The sequence below is a fragment of the Streptomyces sp. NPDC037401 genome, assembly GCF_055602345.1.
The window spans coordinates 284,750-305,317 of sequence record NZ_JBVJWO010000002.1; the positions used below are offsets into that span (position 1 = coordinate 284,750).

The window sequence follows — 20,568 nt, forward strand, 5'->3', positions numbered from 1 at the left end:
GTGGGGGGCACCCCGGCCGGTGGGGGGAACGGGATTCGGCCGGATCGCCGTGGGGCGGCGATATCCGGCGTTCGTCGCGCAACAGACATTGGCACGGCCGCCGCGATTTCTCGACATCCTGCGGACGTCCCGGACACCGGACATGTGTCCGCCCTGGTCAGCGCCTGTCCGGAATTGCGCGCGCGGGTCCCGTCCCGTCGCCCGCGTCTCGATATGGCCCTTCACTCGGGGGCGTGCTCGGGCAGGATGACCGGCATGGCGGAGATCCACGGGGAGTTGGCGCCCGAACGGGCGCGGGATGCGGCGGAGTTCATCACCCTGATGCGCGCGCTCAAGGACCGTTCCGGACTGACGTACCGTCAACTGGAGGAACGGGCCGCAGAGCGCGGGGAGGTGCTGGCGCGCAGCACGCTCGCGGGGGTGCTGAGCGGGCGGAGCCTGCCGCGGCCGGAGCTGCTGGCCGCGTTCGTCCGGGCGTGCGGGGAAGGGGAGCAGGTCGCGAACTGGCTGCAGGCGTGGGGGGCGCTGGCCGGGCAGCAGACGTACGAGCCGACGCCGCAGCCGGGGCCGGGGCCGGCGGGGCAGCAGGCGGATACGGGAGCCACGGCGGGTGCCGCCGACGACACGCCGGACGGCACGACCGGCGGCACGTCCGGCACGACCGGCGCCGACGGCGCTGTCGTCGCCCAGGACCCTTCTTCCCTCGCCTTCGAGCTGACGCCGGCGCCGGCCGCCGCCGCACCGGACGGGTCCGGGCAGGGCCGCCGGGTGCTCGGGCTCGCCCCGCGGACCGCGGTGGCGTCCGGGGCCGCGGCGCTGCTGGCGGTCGCGGCGGCCGTGGCCGTCGCGACGACCTGGCAGGACCGGCCGGGCGGCCCGCCGACCCCGCGGGCCGCGGTGAAGTCCGGCCCGCTGCCCAGCGGTTGGGTGCGGATCGTCCCGCTCACCGCGGAGGGCATGTGCCTGACCGACGGCCGGGTGACGGACGGGCGGTACACCCCGCTGGTCGCCGTGCAGCGGCCGTGCGCGCAGAGCGGACCGCAGACCACGCTGCTGGAGCCGATGGGCGGCGACCGGTTCCGGATCCAGTGGCACCACCCCGACTACGGCGCGGGCTGCCTCAAGGCGCTCCCCGAGGGGCCGGGCACCGGGCTGCTGGAGCCCATGGACGACTGCACGCTGGGCAGCCGCTTCCACGTCGAGCCCTCCGGGCCGCGCGGCAGCGGCCGTTACGTCCTGCGGGTGGACGGGCAGGGTTGCGTCGGCATCAAGGGATCCGCCAAGACGGCGGGCACGGAGGCGGTGATGGAGCGCTGCGTGGGCCGGGGCGGCCAGCTGTTCGCGATCGAACCGGCGAACTGACCCGCCAGGGCCGCCGGGGTCCGCCCGGAGCCGTCGGGCACCGTCAGGCGCGGTCCTCCACGCAGAGCAGCATCCGCTTGAGCAGGTCCGACAGGGCGTCCTGTTCGGTGGCGTCGAGCGGCTCGACCATGGCCTGTTCCGCGACGGAGCGCAGTTCCATCGCCGCCGTCCAGCGGCTGCGTCCGGTGTCGGTGAGCTCGACGTCCACCCGGCGCCGGTCCGCGGCGGTCCGTACCCGGCGGACCAGGCCGGAGCGCTCCAGGGTGTCCAGCCTGCCGGTCATCCCGGCGGGCGACACCAGCAGTTCGGCGGCGAGCTCGGACGGGGTGGCGCGCCAGGGCCTGCCCCGGGAGGCGAGCCGGTGCAGGGTCTCGAACTCGAACTCCTGGAGCCCGACCTCCGCGAGCGCGCGGTTCTTCTCCTGCCTGACATGCTTGGTGAGCAGCTGGACCCTGGTGACGATGCCCTCCACCCGCTCGTCGAAGGGCGCCTTGCCGCGCCAGCGGGCGATGTGACGGTCGACCGAATCCTCCATGGCCCCATTATCGGCGCGCTGCTCCGGCACCGGACCACACATTAATTCGTTGACGAATAATTCGCTGACGAAATACATTCGCGATCATGACCTCGGTTGACATGACCCCGGCCCTGTGGCGGCTGCTGGCCGGCCGTACCGTCGCCGCCTTCGCGACGGCCCTCGTCCCCACCACCCTCACCCTCGCCGTGCTCGGCGAGGGCTCCGCCGGGGACCTCGGCCTCGTACTCGCCTGCGAGCTCCTGCCGATGCTGCTCCTGCTGCCCGTCGCCGGCGTGGCCGCCGACCGCCATCCGCCGCAGCGGGTCGTGCTCGCGGCCGACCTCGTACGCGCCGCCGCCCAGCTGGCGACCGGCGCGCTGCTCTTGACCGGCCCGGTGCGGATCCCCGCGCTCGCGGCACTGGCCGCGGTCACCGGGGCGGCCGTGGCCTTCGGCACCCCCTCGGTCCGCACGCTCGTCGCGGCGACCGTCCCCGCCGAGGGGCGGCTGCGCGCGAACGCCCGGCTGGGCATGGCCCAGGGCGTTGCGCAGCTGGCCGCACCGGCTGCGGCGGGCGGGCTGGTCCTGGCGGCCGGCGCCGGGTGGTCCTCGTTGCTGACCGGACTGCTGTTCACCGCCTCGGCGTTCACCCTCGGCGGCCTGCGCACCGCCGCCACCGCCGCCACCGCCGCCCGCACCGGGTCGCGGGCCCCCGGCGGGTCCGGCGGCTTCCGCGAGGAACTGCGCGCGGGCTGGACGGAGACCCGGCGTCACCCGTGGTTCCTGGCCAACGTCCTGGCCCACGGCGTCTGGCACCTCGCGGCCGGCCTGCTGCTCACCCTCGGCCCGCTGATCGCCGTGGAGAGCCTGGGCGGCGAGCGGTCCTGGGTGATCATCGCCCAGGTGGGCACGGCCGGGATGCTCGCCGGCGTGTGGACCGCCGGGCGGCTGTCGCTGCGCCGCCCGCTGTACGGGGTCGCGCTGGGGGCCTCCGTACAGGCGCTCCCGCTCACGGCCTTCGCACTGCGGCTGCCGCTCCCCGCGACCGCCGCCGCCTTCTTCGCCGCCATGTTCGGGCTGGGCGTCCTGATCCCGCTGTGGGAGACGGAGCTCCAGCGCCGCATCCCGGCCGAGGCGCTGGGCCGGGTCGGCTCCTTCGACACCCTGATCTCGTTCGCCGCCCGCCCGCTGGGCCTGGCGGTCGCCGCCCCGCTCGCGGGGGTCACCGGCACCACCGCCCCGCTGCTGGTCGCGGCCGCCCTCACGGCCGCCGCGAACCTCTCCGTGCTGCTGCTTCCGGACGTCCGTACGAACCCGCGCAGGACGGCCCCCCTCGTCCTGCGATGATGTGCGCCAACGCGGGTCGGTTCGCACCCGCGTTCCATGACATGAGGGGATACGAGTGCCCATGGGCAGAGTCGGGACCGCGCTGCACGAGCTGCGCGGGGCACAGAAGTCCGCGAAGGGCGTGTCGCTCTATTCCCGGTTCGTGAACCGGCCGATGGGGCGGTACCTGGCCGCCGGCTCGTACGCGCTCGGCCTCACCCCGAACCAGGTGACGCTGGTCAGCGCCGCGTTCAGCTTCGCGCCGATCGCCGCGGTCGCGCTGACCCCGCCCTCGTGGGCCCTGGGCATCGCGGTGTGGGCGGCGCTCGCCGTCGGCTTCGCCTTCGACTCGGCCGACGGCCAGCTCGCCCGGCTGCGCGGCAGCGGCAGCGCGGCCGGCGAGTGGCTGGACCACGTGGTGGACTGCGCCAAGATCACGGCCCTGCACACCTGTGTCCTGATCGCCTTCTACCGGTTCCCCGACGCGTACGGGATACCGGGAGAGGGCTGGCTGCTGGTGCCGCTCGTGTTCCAGTTCGCCTCGATCGTCACCTTCTTCGGCGGACTGCTCACGGAGAAGCTGAAGCCGAAGCCCGCGCCCGGGTCCTCCGCCGCCGCCCCGTCCACGCTGCGTGCGGTCGCGCTGCTGCCCGTGGACTACGGGGTGTTCTGCCTGGTGTTCCTGCTGCTGGGCGGCGGGGAGGCGTTCCGGTGGGCCTACGCGGGATTCGGCGCGGTCGCCGTGCTGTTCCTGGTGGCGTTCCTGGCCAAGTGGTTCCGGGAGCTCAGCGCAGTTCGGCGGTGACGGACTCGGGGAGCGACTGGGCCGTCGGCTGCGCGAGCGCGTCGAGGGCCCGGCGCAGCTGGGTGCTCGACGTGTGCACGGTGTACGGGAAGTAGACGACGTCGACGCCGACCGAGGCGAAGTCCGATTCGAGCTTGTCGCCCTTGGGGGTCCCGCGCCAGTCGTCGCCCTTGAAGATCACGTCGAAGCGGACCTGCTTCCAGGTCTCCAGCTTGGCCGGGACCGTCTCCACGAATGCCGCGTCGACGTACTTGACGCTGCGGACGATCTCCAGGCGCTCGACGAGCGGGATCATCGGGCGGCGACCCTTGGCAAGTTCGGCCATTTCGTCCGAAACCACTCCGGCGACGAGGTAGTCACACTGACTGCGCGCATGGCGGAGGATGTTGAGATGTCCGATGTGAAAGAGGTCATAGGCCCCGGGCGCATAGCCGACTCGGTACGGCTTGCGCGCGGACGCTCTGTGCTCGGACATGTCTCGCTCCGTCATCGGTACCCCCCACAGGCCGCACTCCCCAGTGCGGCGGATTATCAGACGATAGCGTGCACATTCCGAGCCGTGTTGGTGAACGATTAGGGTGGCCTGCGCACTACCCAGGGGGAAGGGGAAGCTCAGTGTCCAGATCCGGCCGCAAGAAGCTGCTGCTCGTTTCGACGAATTACGCTCCCGAGCACGCAGGGATCGGTCCCTATGCGACCCAGATTGCGGAACATTGGGCGGAATCCGGCCATGAGACGCACGTGTTCACCGGTATGCCCCACTACCCTTCGTGGTCGCTCGACCCGGAGTACAAGGGGGCGCTCCGGCACAGGGAGGAGCGCGCGGGCGTGACCCTGCACCGGCGCAGGCACACCGTGCCCGCCCGCCAGACCGCCGTGAAGCGGGCCCTGTTCGAGGGATCGATCCTGCTGCACGGCGCCGTGGCCCCGCCCCGGATGCCCCGGCCCGACGCGGTGCTGGCCCAGATGCCCAGCCTGGCCGGCGGGGTGCTGGCCGCCCGGCTGGCCGCGCGCTGGAAGGTCCCGTACGTCCCGGTGGTCCAGGACCTGATGGGGGCCGCGGCCGCCCAGAGCGGGATCAGCGGAGGTGACAAGGCCGCCGCGCTCGCCGCGAAGGCCGAGGCGTACGCGCTCAAGCGGGCCACCCTCGTCGGCGTCATCCACGAGACCTTCGTGGACAAGGTCGTGGCCATGGGCGTGGACCCGAAGAAGATCCGGCTCGTCCCCAACTGGTCCCACGTGCCCGGTCCGTCCCGGCCGCGCGGCGAGACCCGGCAGCACCTCGGCTGGGCGCCCGGCCAGACCGTGGTCCTGCACTCCGGCAACATGGGCCTCAAGCAGGGCCTGGAGGTCCTCGTCGGGGCCGCCCGGCTGGACCCCGACGTCCGCTTCGTCCTCATGGGAGACGGCAGCCAGCGCGGCGCTCTGGCGGAGCTGGCGGCGGACGTGCCGAACCTGGACATCATCCCCCCTGCCGCCGACGGGGCGTTCCCGGATATCCTCGCGGCGGCGGACGTACTCGCCGTCACCCAGCACGCGGCCGTACTCGACATGAGCGTGCCCTCCAAGCTCACCTCCTACTTCGCGGCCGGCCGTCCCGTCGTCGCCTCCGTGGCGGCCGAAGGCGGCACCGCCCAGGAGGTCGAGCGGTCGGGCGCCGGGGTGCTCGTACCGCCGGAGGACCCGCACGCCCTGCTCAAGGCCGTACGGATCCTCGCCGAGGATCCTGCGGCGGCCGACGCACTGGGTGCGGCCGGTCCCCGCCACGTTGCGGCCCACCTGAGCCGCGACGCGGGTCTGGCCCGCATCGACGCACTGATAGACGAAGCACTTGGGGGTCCCCGGCCGTGACGGAGACGAACCGCGCCGCGGCGACCGCGGGCGAAGACGAACCGGATCTCCTCAGAGACCAGTTCCGGCAGCTGCTGCGGTACCGGCGGCTGATCGCCGGCGGCGTCGGCGTGGGACTGCTCGGCGGCGCCTGGCTCGGCATCAGCACGGCGGACACGTACGTGGCCACGGCCGACGTCGTGCTCCGCACGCCGACCGACGACCCCTTCAACCCGAGCATCTCGCCGGACAAGGCGATCAACGTCGGCTCCGAACGCCAGACCGCGCTCAGCAACTCCGTCGCCCAGGAGGCGGCCGAGAAGCTCGGCATACCGGACTCCGGGCTCGCCGGACTGCGCAGCGGCCTCCAGGTCACCAACCCCCCGCAGAGCCTCGTCCTGCGGTTCACGTACACCGCCGCCTCCCCCAAGGAGGCCGCGAAGCGCGCCAACGCCATGACGAAGGCGTACCTCACCAAGCGCGAGCAGAACATCGAGGCCATCCGCGACAAGATGGTCAAGGGGTACAAGGACCAGCGCGACCCCATCGCCAAGAAGCACGACGAGCTCGTCAAGGAGATCTCCCGGCTGCCCGACGGCACCGCGCGCGACTCCGCCTACGCCACCAAGAGCGACCTGCTCGGCCGGATCAGCCAGCTCCAGGGCAGCATCACCAAGCTCGAAGCCCTCGACATGAGCCCGGGCCGGGTCACCAGCACCGCGACCCCGCCGACCGTGCCGGACGGCCCCGGGCTGCCGATGTCCCTGGCGCTCGGCGCGGCCGTGGGCCTCGCCCTCGGCCTGCTCGCCGCCTGGGTGCGGCTCGTCTTCGACCCCGCGCCGCGCTCCGACGGCGACGTCGCCCGTGCCCTGCGCGCGCCCGTGCTCGGCACCCTGCCCCGCGACAAGACGGGCGGCGGACCGCTGCTCGCTGCGGGCGAAGCCGACCCGCGGCTCGCGGAGGAGTACCGGTCGGTGGCCTTCCGGCTCGCCTACGACTCCCGGTTCGCCGACCGCCGTCGACTGCTCGTCGTCGCCCCGCGCGGCAGCAGCGAGACCGCGGCCGCAGCCGCCGTGAACCTCGCCGCCTCCTTCGCCGAGACCGGCAAGGACGTCCTGCTCATCGAGGCGGACCTGCGCACGCCCGTGCTCGCCAGCCAGCTGCGCACCGACACCGGTGCCCGGCCCCGCTGGAGCCACACGACCGGCGGCGCCACCGAGACCGAGTGGCCCGACGGCCGCCAGCTCGCCGTCGACGCGGGCGAGTCGGGCTCCTTCGACCTGATCCCCGGCGAGCGGGTGCGCAACGTCCCGCGCGCACTGACCTCGCAGCGGGCCTCCCGGCTGATCTCCGAGGCCGACTCCCCCAACTCCACCGTGGTCGTGCTCGCGCCGCCCGTCCTGTCGTACGCCGACGCGCTCGCGCTCGTCGACCGCGTCGACGGCGTGCTCGTGGTCTGCGACCCGCGGGCCGTGCACCGCACCGACCTGGTCCGCATCCGCGAACTGATCAGCGGCGCCGGCGGCACGGTCCTGGGCGCGGTCCTGCACGCCAGCCAGCCGAAGGAGCCCCGCGGCAGGAACGGCAAGAAGAGCCAGCGCCGGGGCGGCGCCGCGCCCGCGCCCGCGCCGCGCGTCGACCCCCCGCCGCGGCCCGAGCAGCGCATCCCGGACCCGACCCAGCACATCCCGGGCGACGGCAGCGACACCGTCGCGCTGCGCACCGTACGCACGGGCCAGCGGTGACCGATGCTCCCGACGGGGCCCGGATCCCCGGGCCCCGGACCGAGCGCGCCGCCACGCCCCGCGAACCGCGGCGCGCGGTGGCCCTGCTGGCCTCCGTCGGCGACCAGGCCGCGTCCAGCCTGACCAACATCCTGGTGCTCGTCCTGGCCGCACGGCTGTCCTCGGCGGACGGCTTCGCGGCCTTCTCCATGGTGTACGTCGCCTTCAGCGTGCTGCTCGGCCTGAGCATGGCGTACGTCGGCCAGACCGTGGTGCTCGAACGCGGCGCGGCCGTCGGCCCGGCCTGCCGATCGGCGGTCTCCTTCACCGCCCTCGCCGCGGCCGCCGCCTCCGTGCTCCTGCTCCTGACCGGTCTGTTCCTGCCCGGCGACGGCGGGCGGGCGCTGCTCGCGCTGGCCCTCGTCCTGCCCCTGGTGCTGCTCCAGGACGGGATGCGGTACTGCTTCTCCGCGCTGCACCAGCCGCACCGCGCCTTCGCCGCGGACCTGCTGCGGCTGGCCTGCGCGGTGGGTGCGCTGGCCGTCCAGCCGCAGGGCGCCGGGCCCGCCCGGCTCGTACTGGTCTGGGGACTGTCCGCGCTGCCCGCGCTGGCCCTCGGGCTCCTGCTGCTGCGCCCGTTCACCGCCGGTCACCGCACCGATCTGCGCCGCTTCCTGCACCGGGACCACCTCGGCCGCCGCTTCGCCGTGGAGTTCGCCGTCGGCAACGGCTCCAGCCAGCTCGCCGTCCTCGGCCTCGGGCTCTTCGCCACCCCGCTCGCGGTCGGCGCGCTGCGCGGTGCGACCACCCTCTTCGGGCCGCTGAACGTCCTGTTCAACTCCGCCGGCGCCTTCGGCCCGCCCTTCCTCGGAAGGCTCGGCGGCAAGCGGCGCGTGGTCCGGGCGACCGCCGCCCTCGGCCTGTTCCTCTCCGCCGTCGGCGCCTCCTGGGCCGCCGTCCTGTACGCGCTGCCCGCCCGGACCGGCCGCGAACTCCTCGGCGAGACCTGGACCTCCGCCGCCGCCCTGCTGCCCGCGACGGGCGCCCAGTACGCCGTGATGGGCCTGGGCACCTGCGCGCTGCTCACCCTGCGCGTCCTGGCCCCGAAGGCCACCCTGTCGGTCCAGGTGGTCTTCTCGCTGCTCTCGGTGGCCCTCCTGCTCGCCGGGTACGCCCTGTGGGGAGTGGCGGGCGCGGCCTGGGGCCTGGCCGCGGGCTCGGCCCTCAAGGCGCTCGCCGCCTGGTGGAAGGTCGCCCGCCTGCGGCCGCAGGACGCCTCAGCGCAGGACCTTGCTCCTGTCGGTGCGGTAGGTCGCGACTAGCGCCAGGCACAGCATCGCGATCGCCACCCGGCCCGAGGCCTGGAGCAGCGGGCCGCGGAGCAGGATGAAGGAGTACCCGGCCACCAGCGGCACCACGACGGAGATCAGGCTGCCCGGCGGGGTCCGGCGGGTGGCGCGCTTGGCGTAGCGGCGGTCCACCCGGGAGGCCGCGTAGCCCAGGCCGAGGAGGCCTCCGCCCATGCCGACGGGGCCGAAGTCGATCCACAGCTCCGCCCAGATCGGGGAGGAGAGGTTGGTGTTGACCGTGCCCATCCACTGGCCGACCATCACGCCGGTGTCGCGAGGCTTGTCGGGCCAGACCGAGCGGGGGACGGCGAAGAAGACCGAACCGGCGAGCTGGCGACCGTAGAAGTGGCCGGGGCCGGACTCGACGAAGGTGATGGTGTTGGCGAACATGCCGACCTGGTCGTAGTCCTTGAGGGCCATCGGCTCCAGGACGGACGTCGTCTCCACCGGCTTGTAGTTCTTCTCGTCGTAGCGGAAGCGGTCCGCGAACGGGAAGATCACCAGAGCCACGACCACGCCCATGGACAGCGCCACCCGGTACATCGCCGCGCTCACCGGGAAGACCGTGAAGAGCATGGCGAACATGACGGTGAGGAACCAGTACCGCGGGTTCGAGATCGGGTTGTTGACGACCATGTTGAGCGCGGCGAGGGCGGCCCACGTGGCGATCACCCAGGGCGTCCGGCGGGCGTGGACGGACGTGACCAGCCAGCGGGTGTAGATCAGCAGGGCGAGCAGGGCCGGCACGGTGCCGAAGCCGCGCAGGAAGGCCTGGCCCGCCTGGCCGTCGTCGGCCGAGACACCGGCCTCCGCGATGCCCGCGATGATCTCCTGGCGGCTGCTGAAGAAGACGGCGGGACCGCCGAGCTTCATCACGAACACCCCGCTGCACAGGAAGGCGATCAGGGTCAGCAGCTGGAGCCGCCGCTTGTGGACCATCATCGGCTTCGGCTCCGCACGGCCGCCCTGCGCCCGCCCGGAGGGCCGGTGGCGGGCCAGCAGCGCGCCCACGTCGAAGCAGATGCAGCCCAGCAGCACGAGGGCGATCGCGGCGGTCAGGTCGGTACGCGGCCCGACGACCGGGGTGGGCACCTGCCCCAGCACCGCCTGCGCCAGCGGGGCCACGCCCATCGCCATGTAGACGAACAGCCAGAAGGAGCCCTGGAGCAGCTTGCGGCGGCTGGTGAGGACCATCGCCGAGAGCCGGGCTCCGGAGTACATGGCGAGCGCGAGCTGGAGGTAGAAGGCGCCGTCCTTGGCACCCGCCCCGGCCTGCACCGCGACCATCAGCGGCAGGAAGACCGTGAAGCCGAGGGCGAGCGGCACCGACAGGGCGCGCGAGAGCAGGGTCCGCGGAGTGGTGACCTTGCCCCACTGTGCGGCGCCCGCGTCCGTACCGGGAGCCTCGGGCCCGATCCCTGGAACGCGAGCGGGCGCGGGTGCCGGCCTGCGTGTGTCCGTTGCCAACCGTGCCCCCGCCCGTGCCATGAGTTCGGCCGCAGTCTAGTGCGCCGTAAACCGATAATGTGAGCGGTCGGCGCCCGGGGTGGTGCCGGTGGGGGTGAAAGATGCGTGATCTCCCGGCCTTCACGCTGGCCGGATACGACAAGGGCCGCGGACTGCTGACGCAGGCGCTGTGGTTCGCCGTGATGAACACGGTCTTCATGGCCTGGTTCTGCCCGGCGCGGGTACGGGTCGCCCTGCTGCGCGCCTTCGGGGCGCAGATCGGCACCGGCGTGCTGATCCGGCACCGGGTGCGGGTCCTGTGGCCGTGGAAGCTCACGGTCGGCGACCACACCTGGATCGGCGAGGGCGCCTGGCTGCTGAACCTGGAGCCCGTCACCCTCGGCGCGCACGTGTGCGTGTCCCAGGAGGCCCTGCTGTGCACGGGCAGCCACGACCACCGCGCGGCCGACTTCCGCTACCGCAACGCCCCGATCACCGTCGAGGACGGCGCCTGGGTGGCCACCCGGGCAACCGTGCTGGCCGGCGTCACCGTGGGCCGCTGCGCCGTCGCGGGGGCCGGGTCCGTCGTCCACAAGGACCTGCCCGAACTGACCCTGCAGACGGCCGACGGCACCCGCCGGCCCGTGGAGGAGCCCAAGTGAGAGTCCTGCACGCCGTCACCCTGCACTCCCCCACCCACGCCTTCGGCGGGCCCGTGCGGGTCGCCCTGAACCTCTCCAAGGGCCTGCGGGCACGCGGCCATCAGGCCGCCCTGCTGGCGCTCGGCGACGGCTTCGAGGGCCCCTGGCCCACCGAGGTCGAGGGAGTGCCCGCGAAGCTCTACCCGGCCCGGCGGCTGCTGCCCCTAGGCTTCAGCGGAATGACCTCGCCCGCGCTGCTGGCACGGGCCGGGAAGCTCGTACGCGATGCCGATCTGGTCCATGTCCACCTGGCCCGGGACCTGGTGACCCTGCCCGTCGCGCTGGCCGCGCTGCGCGCCGGGAAGCCGCTGGTGCTCCAGACCCACGGCATGGTCGACCCCAGCGAGAAGCTGCTCGCCAAGGTGCTGGACGCGGTGGCCGTACGCCGGCTGCTGCGCGGCGCCGGCGCGGTGCTGTACCTGACCCCGCACGAGCGGGCCGGGCTGGACGCGGTGGTGGGCCACCCGCTCGCCACGGCGGTCAGGCTGGTGAACGGCACCCCCGCGCAGGAGGAGCGGCCGCCGCTGTCGGGGCCGCCGCGGATCCTGTTCGCGGCCCGGCTCCAGGCCCGCAAGCGGCCGGTGGACTTCGTCGACGCGGCCGCGGAGGTCCTGCGGACCCGCCCGGACGCGCAGTTCGTGCTGGCCGGGCCGGACGAGGGCGAGCTCGGCGCGGTGCGGCACCGGATCGACACCCTTCGGCTCGCGGACCGGGTCACGGTGACGGGCGCGCTGCCCGGCGAACGGGTCCTGGAGGAGCTGCGGCGGGCGCACGTCTACGTCCTGCCGTCGGTGGACGAGCCGTTCCCGATGTCGGTGCTGGAGGCGCTGTCGGTGGGCGTCCCGCCGGTGGTCACGCACTCCAACGGGCTCGCGAAGGACATCGCGGCGGCGGGTGCGGGCCGGGCCGTGGAGCCGGGTGCCGCGGGCGTCGCCGCGGCGGTACTGGAGCTGCTGGACGAGCAGGCGAACCAGGCCGCGTCCACGGCCGCCCGGAAGCTGGCGGCCGAGTCCTTCTCGATGGACGCGGTCCTGGACACCCTGCTGGCGACCTACGCGACGCTGGCCGGCGGCCGCTGACCGCGGCCGCGCGCCGCGGCGTCGAGCAGGATCCCCGCCAGCTCGCGCGGCTGGGAGAACATCGGCCAGTGGCCGGTGTCCATCGTGACCAGCCGCCACCGCTCGCTCGTGAGCAGCGCGGCCACGTCGGGGTTCGGCTCGGCGCCGTCCAGCAGGCACTTCACGTAGGTGGCGGGGAGCCCGCCGAGCGGGCGGGCGAGCGCGGCCGGCTCGGTGAGCGTGGCGGCCGGGTGCGGGGTCGAGCCGCCGACGAGGCGGGCGGTCTGCTCGCCGGTCAGTCCCTGGCCGTCGTACTCCTCGGCCGTCAGGGGCAGCCAGAAGCCGTCGTTGGCGGCGATGAGGGCCTCTGCGATCGCCCGGCCCTCGGGCCAGGCGGAGAAGAACGACTCGCCGTCCGCGGGGACGTTGGAGTCCACGAACACCACGTGGGCCAGCCGGTCGCCGATCCGCTCGGCGGCCTGCCCGACCGGGATCCCGGCGTAGCTGTGGCCGACGAGGACGACGTCCCGCAGGCCGAGGCGCTCCACCTCGCGGACGATGTCCCGGACGTGGGTCTGCTGCCCGGCCGGCTCACCCTGCCGCTCCGCGAGACCGGACAGGGTGAGCGGATGGGCGCCGTGGCCCGCCGCGCGCAGCTGCGGGACCACCTCGTCCCATGCCCACGCGCCGAGCCAGGAGCCGGGAACCAGTACGAAATCCGTCATGATCCGGACCGTAGCGGAGCGGTCTGACAACGGGTGCCGACCGCTCCGGCGCCGGGCCGCGCGAGGGGCGCGTCAGGAAGCGGGGATCCAGGCGTAGCAGCCGCTGGAGACGAACTCCGCGGTTCCGGACGGGATCTTGGCGACGATCTCCGCGCCGGGCTTCGAGCCCATCCCGGGGCCGGCGGCCAGGCTCTTGCCGCCGCTGCCCTTGGCCTGCCAGGTGCAGGCGGGGCCCGGCGTCAGCGCCCGGTAGCTGCCGGCGTCGGGGTTCTCGAGCACACCGTCGGTGAAGCCCTGCTCGGCCGTGGCCAGGACGGGCTTCAGCTCGGGGCACAGGTGCGGGATCGCGCCCTTGGCGGCCAGGATCTCGCCCGCGATGATCGCGGCGATGGCGGCGTCCTTGTCGCGCTTGGCGGTCCGGGCCACGCGCTGGCAGGCCTCCTGACCGGTCTGCAGGACCGCGGCCGGGTCCGTCTTCTTGGGCACGCGGCCGCTCAGGTACTCCTTCTCCTCCTCGGTGAAGGTGCCGGTGACCGGCTTGAGGTCGCCGTCGGCGACGACCGGGCCGCTCGGCTTGGCCGCGGGCGGCGCGGTCTTGGCCGCCGGGGTGGCGGAGGGGTCGGTGCCGGGCTCGGCCACCTCGGAGGGGGCCGCCGCGTGCGCGCCGGCCACGGACTTCTTCGTGTCCTCGCCGTCGGAGCTGCAGGCGGTGAGGGTGAGGGCGGCGGCCAGGAGGACCGCGGCCGAGGAGCGCCGGTTCAGGGGACGCATCAGGTGGCTCCAGTGGTACTGGGTCATTCGGTGTGGGTGCGGACTGCGGATCTCATCCGTACCGGGGAATCCGGATACGGGTGCGGGGCCCGCCGGTCCGGCCGGGCCCCGCACCTGCGTTCACCGGTCCGCTACTGCGGGCCGAAGGTGAGGATGAGCTGCGGAGTGCCCTCCGAGGCGGTGGACTCCGAGGACCACAGCCACAGCGGGTCGCTGCCGTTGCTGACGAGCGCCAGGCTGTAGTTCGTGCCCAGGGCCGCGGCGACGGTCGCGGTGTTCAGGTCCACGCTGTGGACCGCCGAGCCCTCCGCGATGCCGTTCACCGAGCCGAGCGGCGTGGTGCCGACGGTCGGCCGGGTCGTGTAGGTGCTCGCCCCGCTCCAGCTGCCGGTGACCGGGACCACGGAGACGGTGTCGGCGGTGCCGGAGTTCGCCTGGGTCGAGGTCTTGATCTGCAGCGAAGCGCCCTTCAGCACCTGGCCGGCCGGGGCGGCCGGCAGGTTGAAGCGCAGGTAGGACTGGTAGAGCGAGCCGCTGCCGCGGACGGCCAGCGAGCTGGACGTGCCGTAGGCGGCGCTCGGGGCTCCCTGGTTGATGTAGGTGTCCTCGGTCGCGGAGACCTCGGAGACCGTGTCGGAGGGGGCCTTGGCCAGGTTGAAGTGGTTCTGCACCTGTGCCTGGGTGAGCGCGGTCGGGTAGACGGCCGTCTCGTCGATCTGTCCGGCGAAGTAGTTGCTCGTCGGACGGGTCGGCCAGCTGGACAGGTTGTCGCCGCCGACGTGCCAGTAGCCCGTGTAGGCCTGGTGGGTGGTGGCGTTCAGGGTGCCCTTGTTCTGGCCGTCGACGTACAGCGCCATGCCCGCGGGGCCCTGGGTGGCGACCACGTGGTGCCACTTGTTGTCGTTGTACGTGTCGAACAGGCCGGTGCTGATCGTGCGGGTGGAGCCGTTGTAGACGCCGAAGATCAGACGACCGGTGTTGGTCATGTAGATCTGCTTGTCGTACGTGCTGCTGTTCCGGGTGGTGTTGTTCCCGAATCCGATCAGCTTGCCGCCGCGCGAGGTGCCGGTCTTGAACCAGGTCTCCAGGGTGTAGCTGGCGCCCACGGTCGTGCGGCGGGAGCTGTACACCTGCTGGCTGGTGCCGTTGAAGGCGATGGCCGTGCTGGCACCGGTGACGGCACCGGGCGACTGGCGCAGGCCGGGGGCGTTGAGGTGCACGCCGCTGTGGTTGCCGTCCTTGGAGGAGTCGGCGGCGTACGGGATGACGGTGTCGTCGTAGCGCCAGTACAGGGAGGCGCCGTCGGCGCGGACCTGGTTCGGGTACGACTGGACCGTGCTCGGGACGGTGACCGAGGCGGTCGCCGACAGGGCGCTGTTGTTGCCCGCCGCGTCGGTGGCGCGCACCCGGTAGGTGTACGACTGGCCGGCCTGGACGGTGGTGTCGGTCCAGGAGGCCTGCGGACGCTCCCACTCCAGGGAACTGGCGCTGACGGTGGCGATCGGGGTCGCCGAGCCGTTGCGGTAGATGCGGTAGGTCAGCTTGCTGTCGTCGGCGTCGTACGAGGTGCGCCAGCGGACCTGGGCCTCGCCGGGCTTGACGCTGGCGGCGCTGCCGACCGGGGTCGTCGGGGCGCCGACGTCGCCGGTGGAGGCGAAACGGGTCAGAGCCTGCTGCTCCTTGCCGTTGATGAAGGTGAACTCACCGCCGACCCACATGTACCGGACGTCGTTCTTCTCCGATACGGCCATCACGCGCGGGCCGATGCCCTCGCCGATGCCGTCGTTGGCCGTGGGGTGCCAGCCGAGCTTGCCGGGGCCGCGCACGTAACCGCCGTTGGGCGCGGGGGGTGCACCCTTGTGGTCGGTGGGCTGGGCCAGCAGGAAGTGGCGCTTGCCGTCGGGGAACTCGTCCTCGGTGGAGCAGTCGTGCGCGTGCGAGGAGCTGTAGAGCACGCCCTGGTACGGCAGCACGAACTGGGTCGCGCCGAGGCAGCGGTCGCGCCACTTCTCGGTGAAGTCGAGGTTGAGGCCGGTGCGGCCGTCGAAGACGCCGCCGCCGGAGCCCTCGCTGCCGGTGTAGATGCCCGTCTCGTCGGTCGAGATGTCCTTGACGACCGAGTTGGTGGGGAAATAGCCGTTCGGGTAGGTCTTGGTGAGCGCGCCGGTGGTGGCGTTCACCACGGCCAGGGCGTGCGTGTTGGCGTTGTTGACCGAGAAGAAGTCGCCGCCGAGGACGACGTTCTTGCCGTCGGGGGTGACCTCGATGGCACGGCCCGGCTCGTCGGCGTTCGCCGTGAAGGGCTTCAGGGCGCCGGTCTCGGCGTCGACCGCGGCGAAGCGCTCGCGGTTCTGGCCCTCGACGGTGCCGAAGTCGCCGGCCGCGTAGAGGGCGCCGTTGCCCAGGGCCAGCGCGCGCACGGTGGCGGGGAAGCTCGGGTGGAACGATGCCTTGGGGGCGCAGCTCGCGATGTCGATCGCGGCGACGCTGCTGACCGGGACGTCGTTGACCGCGCCGAAGTAGCCGCCCGCGTAGAGCGTCTTCTTGTCTTCGGAGACCACGAGGGCGCGCACGGTCGCGGAGCCCTCGCTGACGGTGAAGGACAGCTTGCACGAGGTCGGGGCGCCCGTCGCGGCGTCGAGCGCGACGAAGTTCACGGCCTCCTGCTCGGTCCCGGCGGAGCCCTGCGGCGGGGTGACCGCCGAGAAGGTGCCGCCGGCGAAGACCGTGCCGTTCGCCTCGGCCATGGCGAAGACGATGCCGTTCGGCTGCCAGGTGGGCAGGTCGTCGGCCGTGAAGGCCACCGGCGAGGTGATGGCGGACGCCTCGGGCATCACCATCAGACCGATGCCGGTACCCGCACCGGCGAGGGAGAGGACGAGGGCGGCAGTCAGCCCTCTGGATCTACGCATGAGCCCCCCAGGGCACAGTGCCCGGTTTGAAAAATGGCTGGAAACATCCGAACAGCCATATGTACTGGCGCAGAGTAGGGCTCAAGCGAGGGCCCGGTCACCCCGCTTGACCCATTGCATACCAATGGGCTCCAGCGAATCGGCGCACTGCGGACATACGGCGGCATTTTCCGGCCACCACGGGTGAGTGGTGACCGGAACATGCAAACTCTATGGGGTCAGCGGTCGATCCGTACCGCGACCCCGGCCAACTGGTCCTCGACCTGGCGGATGTCCGCGTCGACCATGATCCGGGCCAGTTCGTCCACCAGGACCGTCGGCTTCCAGCCGAGCAGTTCGTTCGCCTTGCTCGCGTCCCCGATGAGGGCGTCGACCTCGCTGGGGCGCTCGTACTTGGCGTCGTAGCGCACGTGCTCGTTCCAGTCCAGGCCCGCGTGGGCGAAGGACGCCTCCAGGAACTGCCGCACCGTGGCCGGCACGCCGGTGGCGACGACGTAGTCCGTGGGCTCGTCCTGCTGGAGCATCCGCCACATGGCGTCGACGTACTCGGGGGCGTAGCCCCAGTCACGGACGGCGTCGAGGTTGCCCAGGTACAGGTGCTCCTGGAGGCCGGTCTTGATGCGGGCCACCGCGCGGGTGATCTTGCGGGTCACGAAGGTCTCGCCGCGCCGCGGGGACTCGTGGTTGAACAGGATGCCGTTGACCGCAAACATGTCGTAGGCCTCGCGGTAGTTCACCGTGGTCCAGTACGCGAAGACCTTGGCGGCGCCGTACGGGCTGCGCGGGTGGAACGGCGTGTGCTCGTTCTGCGGCGGCGGGGTGGCGCCGAACATCTCCGAGGACGAGGCCTGGTAGATCCGGGTGTCCACGCCGCTGGCCCGGATGGCCTCCAGCAGCCGCAGCGCGCCGAGGCCGGTGACGTCGCCGGTGTAGAGCGGGGCGTCGAAGGAGACGCGGACGTGCGACTGGGCGCCCAGGTTGTAGACCTCGTCGGGCTGGATGTCGCGCAGCAGGTTCACCAGCGCGACGCCGTCGGACAGGTCCGCGTGGTGCAGGACCAGGGACCGGTTGGCCGTCTGCGGGTCCTGGTAGATGTGGTCGATGCGCTCGGTGTTGAAGCTGGACGAGCGCCGCACGAGCCCGTGCACCGTGTAGCCCTTGGAGAGCAGGAGCTCGGCGAGGTACGAGCCGTCCTGTCCGGTGACTCCGGTGATCAGTGCTGTCTTGCTCATGGGCTCTTCCCCCAGGGAGAGTGTGTGATTCGTACAGAATTGCGGGGTTCGTCCCCTGCGGTCGGAGCAGGCCTGGCATGATCCGGGTCATGACTGCATCGCTGCCGTACCTGCCCACGCATGCCCGCGTCTTCGTCGCGGGCCACCGCGGCCTCGTGGGATCCGCGGTCGCCCGGCGGCTCACCGCCGAGGGCCACGAGGTGATCACCCGTGGCCGCGAAGACCTCGACCTCCGCGATGCCGCGGCCACCGAGGCCTTCCTGACGGAGGTCCGCCCCGACGCGGTGGTCCTCGCCGCCGCCAAGGTCGGCGGCATCATGGCGAACAGCACCTACCCGGTGCAGTTCCTCGAGGACAACCTGAAGATCCAGCTCAGCGTGATCGCCGGAGCACACGCTGCCGGGGTCGGCCGGCTGCTGTTCCTCGGTTCGTCGTGCATCTACCCGAAGCTGGCCCCGCAGCCGATCAGCGAGGACGCCCTGCTGACCGGTCCGCTGGAGCCGACCAACGAGGCGTACGCGCTTGCGAAGATTGCCGGCATCGTACAGGTCCAGTCGTACCGGAAGCAGTACGGGGCCTCGTACATCTCGGCCATGCCCACGAACCTCTACGGGCCGGGCGACAACTTCGACCTGGAGACCTCGCACGTGCTGCCCGCGCTGATCCGCCGCTTCCACGAGGCGGCGGCCGAGGGCCGCGACGAGGTCACGCTGTGGGGCTCGGGCACCCCGCGCAGGGAGTTCCTGCACGTGGACGACCTCGCGGCGGCCTGCGTGACGCTGCTGAACTCGTACGACGGGGACGAGCCGGTGAACATCGGCTGCGGCGAGGACCTCACGATCCGGGAGCTCGCCGAGACGGTCGCCGAGGTGACCGGCTTCCAGGGCCGGCTGGCCTGGGACACGAGCAAGCCGGACGGGACGCCCCGCAAGCTGCTGGACGTGTCCCGGCTGACCTCCCTCGGCTGGAAGCCGGGCATCCCCCTGCGGGACGGGATCGCCGCCACCTACCGGTGGTGGCGCGAGCAGGGCTGATCTCACGCGTGGCCCCTCAGTACGCTCCGCGGCCGTCGACGACGGCGCGGAACGTACGGGCCACGACGTCGACGTCGCTGGTGAAGGACCAGTTGTCGACGTACTGCAGGTCGAGCTGGATCGTCTCGTCCCAGGACAGGTCGGACCGGCCGCTGATCTGCCAGAGCCCGGTCATGCCGGGACGCACGGTGAGCCGGCGCAGTTCGACCTCGTCGTACTGCGCCACCTCCTCGGGCAGCGGCGGGCGGGGGCCGACCAGCGACATGTCGCCGGTGAGGACGTTGATCAGCTGCGGCAGCTCGTCCAGCGAGGTGCGGCGCAGCAGCCGGCCGGCCCGGGTGATCCGCGGGTCGCGGCGCATCTTGAACATGTGGCCGTCGTTCTCGTTCGCTCCGGCCAGATCGGACTTGAGCTTGTCGGCGTCGACGACCATGGTGCGGAACTTCCACATCGTGAACGGCACCCCGCCCCGGCCGATGCGCCGCTGCCGGTAGAAGGCGGCACCGGGCGAGCCCAGCCGGATCGCCGCGACGATGCCCAGGAAGACCGGGGCGAGGACGAGCAGGCCCAGGCCGGCTCCGGCGCGGTCGAGCACGGACTTGAGCACCGGCTGTATGCCGCGGCTGACCGGGGGCGCGACCCGGAGCACGGCGAGGCCGCCGGCGGACACGGTCTCCAGCCGCTTGGGCGACACCTCGACCAGTCCCGGGAAGACGGCCAGCTCGAGCCCTTCGTCGTGCAGGGCCCAGGCGACGCGCCGCAGCCGCTCCCCGGCGATCCGTGCGCCGGGTGCGACCAGCACGAGGTCGGCGTGGTAGTCGGCGGCGGCGGCCAGGACGGGCACGGTGTCGTCGCCGGGGGCCGCCGGCATCGCTCCCGCGATCCGCGCGGCTTCGGGCACGCCGCTGGTGAGGGCGCCGGAGCCGACCGGTATCACGCCCACGACGACGTACGGGTGGTCGGTCCGTGCGGCGAGGTGGCCGATCACGCTCTCGGCGGCGCCGGGCTCGCCGACGACGAGGACCCGGCTGACCGCCTGGGCCTCGCGGCGGGCGGCGCTCAGGTGCCGGTAGGTGAGCTTGTGGCAGGCGACGGTGATCAGCAGGGCGGGCAGGAGGGCGCCCAGCGCGGCCAGTCGCGGGGTGCTCTCGTCGATCGCGGCACGGGCCACGGCGAGTACGCCGATGAGAATCAGCCAGTCGTGCAGGACGGGCAGGACCCCGCGGGACTCGCCCAGCGAACGCGACGCGTAGCGGCGGCGCAGTGCCTGGACGCCGGTCCAGGCGAGCGCGGCGCCGAGTGCGCAGTACACGGGCCTCGCCTGCTGGGCCGCCTCGAAGACGAGCGCCACCGGTACGCCCGCGCCGACGAGGTCGGCGGCGACGGCCGTGGGCAGGTACCAGCGGGCCTTGTCACCCAGGCCACGCCGGATCACATCTGACACAGGGCCTGATCTGGCCACTTGTGGAGCGGGAAGATGGACATGCCTCATGGGCCCCCCTGGCACTTTGGTTGGTGGACCGTGCGGCGTGCTCATCGCTTCCCCTGGCGACGTGCGACTGACGCACCGGGAAACAGTACGACAAACACCCGTACGGTTAGCCACGTTTACGGGAACGAGATCCCTCGTTGCTCGTTCGTTAACGGGCGGTACCTCTCGTTCCGGATCCCGGACGCCCCTCTCGCACACCCAGATGAATTGTTCGTATATCGGACATGCATCTTCGGACAACGGACCATTTCCGGCCAATCATTTGACGCGGCCCTGACATCCGGT

At 72.6% G+C, this 20,568-nt stretch carries 17 protein-coding genes; 9 read left to right on the plus strand and 8 right to left on the minus strand.

The genetic code is table 11. From position 1 onward, the window contains the following. The first annotated feature begins 255 nt into the window (after positions 1 to 255). Positions 256 to 1,362, plus strand: a complete 1,107-nt coding sequence (locus tag ACZ7H1_RS02810) for a helix-turn-helix domain-containing protein (RefSeq protein ID WP_470783114.1) — start codon at positions 256 to 258, stop codon at positions 1,360 to 1,362. A 43-nt stretch (positions 1,363 to 1,405) separates the two neighbouring features. Here the strand turns inward: ACZ7H1_RS02810 and ACZ7H1_RS02815 are convergent, their stop codons facing one another. After that, positions 1,406 to 1,897 (minus strand): MarR family winged helix-turn-helix transcriptional regulator, encoded by a 492-nt coding sequence (locus ACZ7H1_RS02815; RefSeq protein WP_470783116.1) that lies wholly within the window; start codon positions 1,895 to 1,897, stop codon positions 1,406 to 1,408. Positions 1,898 to 1,983: 86 nt separating this feature from the next. Here ACZ7H1_RS02815 and ACZ7H1_RS02820 point away from each other — a divergent pair, with 86 nt between their 5' ends. Both ACZ7H1_RS02820 and ACZ7H1_RS02825 read left to right on the plus strand, forming a co-directional pair. Then, complete coding sequence (locus tag ACZ7H1_RS02820; RefSeq protein ID WP_470783118.1) at positions 1,984 to 3,225, plus strand: MFS transporter; 1,242 nt, start codon at positions 1,984 to 1,986, stop codon at positions 3,223 to 3,225. 61 nt (positions 3,226 to 3,286) lie between these two features. Continuing rightward, complete coding sequence (locus ACZ7H1_RS02825; RefSeq protein ID WP_470783120.1) at positions 3,287 to 4,009, plus strand: CDP-alcohol phosphatidyltransferase family protein; 723 nt, start codon at positions 3,287 to 3,289, stop codon at positions 4,007 to 4,009. On the opposite strand, the gene ACZ7H1_RS02830 is transcribed toward ACZ7H1_RS02825, so the two are convergent. Next, entirely contained in the window at positions 3,990 to 4,484 is a 495-nt protein-coding gene (locus ACZ7H1_RS02830) for an FAD synthase family protein (protein WP_470783121.1), read from the minus strand. The genes ACZ7H1_RS02825 and ACZ7H1_RS02830 overlap by 20 nt on opposite strands. A gap of 167 nt (positions 4,485 to 4,651) precedes the next feature. Here ACZ7H1_RS02830 and ACZ7H1_RS02835 point away from each other — a divergent pair, with 167 nt between their 5' ends. The 3 genes from ACZ7H1_RS02835 to ACZ7H1_RS02845 are packed head-to-tail and all read left to right on the plus strand — an operon-like array spanning position 4,652 to position 8,885. Beyond that, positions 4,652 to 5,860, plus strand: coding sequence for a glycosyltransferase (locus tag ACZ7H1_RS02835; RefSeq protein ID WP_470783181.1), 1,209 nt, complete (start codon positions 4,652 to 4,654; stop codon positions 5,858 to 5,860). Further along, positions 5,857 to 7,584 carry a lipopolysaccharide biosynthesis protein gene (locus ACZ7H1_RS02840; protein WP_470783123.1) on the plus strand — a complete coding sequence of 576 codons (1,728 nt, stop codon included), beginning with the start codon at positions 5,857 to 5,859 and terminating at the stop codon, positions 7,582 to 7,584. Before ACZ7H1_RS02835 ends, ACZ7H1_RS02840 begins: the two co-directional genes overlap by 4 nt. Next, positions 7,581 to 8,885 carry an MATE family efflux transporter gene (locus ACZ7H1_RS02845; RefSeq protein ID WP_470783124.1) on the plus strand — a complete coding sequence of 435 codons (1,305 nt, stop codon included), beginning with the start codon at positions 7,581 to 7,583 and terminating at the stop codon, positions 8,883 to 8,885. Before ACZ7H1_RS02840 ends, ACZ7H1_RS02845 begins: the two co-directional genes overlap by 4 nt. Here ACZ7H1_RS02845 and ACZ7H1_RS02850 read toward each other — a convergent pair. Continuing rightward, positions 8,841 to 10,379, minus strand: a complete 1,539-nt coding sequence (locus ACZ7H1_RS02850; RefSeq protein WP_470783126.1) for a hypothetical protein — start codon at positions 10,377 to 10,379, stop codon at positions 8,841 to 8,843. The genes ACZ7H1_RS02845 and ACZ7H1_RS02850 overlap by 45 nt on opposite strands. 101 nt (positions 10,380 to 10,480) lie before the next feature. Here ACZ7H1_RS02850 and ACZ7H1_RS02855 point away from each other — a divergent pair, with 101 nt between their 5' ends. Continuing rightward, positions 10,481 to 11,020 carry a WcaF family extracellular polysaccharide biosynthesis acetyltransferase gene (locus ACZ7H1_RS02855; protein ID WP_470783127.1) on the plus strand — a complete coding sequence of 180 codons (540 nt, stop codon included), beginning with the start codon at positions 10,481 to 10,483 and terminating at the stop codon, positions 11,018 to 11,020. Beyond that, complete coding sequence (locus tag ACZ7H1_RS02860; RefSeq protein ID WP_470783129.1) at positions 11,017 to 12,138, plus strand: glycosyltransferase; 1,122 nt, start codon at positions 11,017 to 11,019, stop codon at positions 12,136 to 12,138. The genes ACZ7H1_RS02855 and ACZ7H1_RS02860 overlap by 4 nt, the downstream gene beginning before the upstream one ends. On the opposite strand, the gene ACZ7H1_RS02865 is transcribed toward ACZ7H1_RS02860, so the two are convergent. The 4 genes from ACZ7H1_RS02865 to gmd all read right to left on the minus strand — a co-directional run bounded on the left by ACZ7H1_RS02865 (position 12,111) and on the right by gmd (position 17,757). Beyond that, positions 12,111 to 12,842 carry an alpha/beta fold hydrolase gene (locus tag ACZ7H1_RS02865; RefSeq protein WP_470783131.1) on the minus strand — a complete coding sequence of 244 codons (732 nt, stop codon included), beginning with the start codon at positions 12,840 to 12,842 and terminating at the stop codon, positions 12,111 to 12,113. The two genes, ACZ7H1_RS02860 and ACZ7H1_RS02865, sit on opposite strands and share 28 nt — an antisense overlap. Positions 12,843 to 12,914: 72 nt before the next feature. Next, positions 12,915 to 13,640 (minus strand): hypothetical protein, encoded by a 726-nt coding sequence (locus ACZ7H1_RS02870; RefSeq protein WP_470783132.1) that lies wholly within the window; start codon positions 13,638 to 13,640, stop codon positions 12,915 to 12,917. Between the two features lie 104 nt (positions 13,641 to 13,744). Continuing rightward, a complete protein-coding gene (locus tag ACZ7H1_RS02875) occupies positions 13,745 to 16,525 on the minus strand; it encodes a DNRLRE domain-containing protein (RefSeq protein ID WP_470783134.1) in 2,781 nt (926 codons plus the stop codon). A gap of 218 nt (positions 16,526 to 16,743) precedes the next feature. Further along, on the minus strand, positions 16,744 to 17,757 hold the full coding sequence (gene gmd, locus ACZ7H1_RS02880; RefSeq protein WP_470783135.1) for a GDP-mannose 4,6-dehydratase: 1,014 nt from the start codon (positions 17,755 to 17,757) through the stop codon (positions 16,744 to 16,746). An 89-nt stretch (positions 17,758 to 17,846) separates the two neighbouring features. On the opposite strand from gmd, the gene ACZ7H1_RS02885 reads away from it, so the two are divergent. Next, positions 17,847 to 18,791, plus strand: a complete 945-nt coding sequence (locus ACZ7H1_RS02885) for a GDP-L-fucose synthase family protein (protein ID WP_470783137.1) — start codon at positions 17,847 to 17,849, stop codon at positions 18,789 to 18,791. A gap of 16 nt (positions 18,792 to 18,807) precedes the next feature. Here ACZ7H1_RS02885 and ACZ7H1_RS02890 read toward each other — a convergent pair whose 3' ends face one another. Then, positions 18,808 to 20,283, minus strand: coding sequence for a sugar transferase (locus ACZ7H1_RS02890; protein WP_470783138.1), 1,476 nt, complete (start codon positions 20,281 to 20,283; stop codon positions 18,808 to 18,810). Positions 20,284 to 20,568 lie beyond the last annotated feature (285 nt).